This is a genomic window from Acidovorax sp. GW460-11-11-14-LB4, assembly GCF_059423685.1.
On the sequence record NZ_JBWKYJ010000146.1, the window covers coordinates 1 to 1,084 of the forward strand.

The window sequence follows — 1,084 nt, forward strand, 5'->3', positions numbered from 1 at the left end:
TCCGCCAAGTTCGGCGGCGAAGCCAAGGCCTACGACCAGATCGACGCTGCGCCCGAAGAAAAGGCCCGCGGTATCACGATCAACACCGCCCACGTGGAATACGAAACGGCCAACCGCCACTACGCTCACGTGGACTGCCCCGGCCACGCCGACTATGTGAAGAACATGATCACCGGCGCTGCCCAGATGGACGGCGCTATCCTGGTCTGCTCTGCTGCTGACGGCCCAATGCCCCAGACCCGCGAGCACATCCTGCTGGCTCGCCAAGTGGGCGTGCCTTACATCATCGTGTTCCTGAACAAGTGCGACATGGTGGACGACGAAGAACTGCTGGAACTCGTCGAAATGGAAGTGCGCGAACTCCTGGACAAGTACGACTTCCCAGGCGACGACACCCCCATCATCCGTGGCTCCGCCAAGCTCGCCCTGGAAGGCGACAAGGGCAAGCTGGGTGAAGAAGCCATCATGAAGCTGGCCGAAGCCCTGGACACCTACATCCCCACGCCTGAGCGCGCTGTGGACGGCGCCTTCCTGATGCCCGTGGAAGACGTGTTCTCCATCTCCGGCCGCGGCACCGTGGTGACCGGTCGCGTGGAACGCGGCATCATCAAGGTCGGCGAAGAAATCGAAATCGTGGGTATCCGCGACACGCAAAAGACCACCTGCACCGGCGTGGAAATGTTCCGCAAGCTGCTGGACCAAGGCCAAGCTGGCGACAACGTCGGCCTGCTGCTGCGCGGTACCAAGCGCGAAGACGTGGAGCGTGGCCAAGTGCTGTGCAAGCCCGGATCGATCAAGCCCCACACCCACTTCACGGCTGAGGTGTATGTGTTGAGCAAGGACGAAGGCGGTCGCCACACTCCTTTCTTCAACAACTACCGTCCCCAGTTCTACTTCCGCACGACCGACGTGACTGGCGCCATCGAGCTGCCAGCCGACAAGGAAATGGTCATGCCTGGTGACAACGTGTCGATCACTGTGAAGCTGATCAACCCCATCGCCATGGAAGAAGGTCTGCGCTTCGCTATCCGCGAAGGCGGCCGTACCGTGGGCGCTGGCGTCGTGGCCAAGATCATTGCTTAAT

General features: G+C 61.3%; 1 protein-coding gene. It reads left to right on the top strand.

The window, feature by feature from the left end; all coding sequences use genetic code 11:
- A partial coding sequence (gene tuf / locus AC07X4_RS23945; protein ID WP_494741544.1) for an elongation factor Tu occupies window positions 1–1,083 on the top strand: 1,083 nt, incomplete at its 5' end.
- Between the last annotated feature and the right edge of the window lies 1 nt (window position 1,084).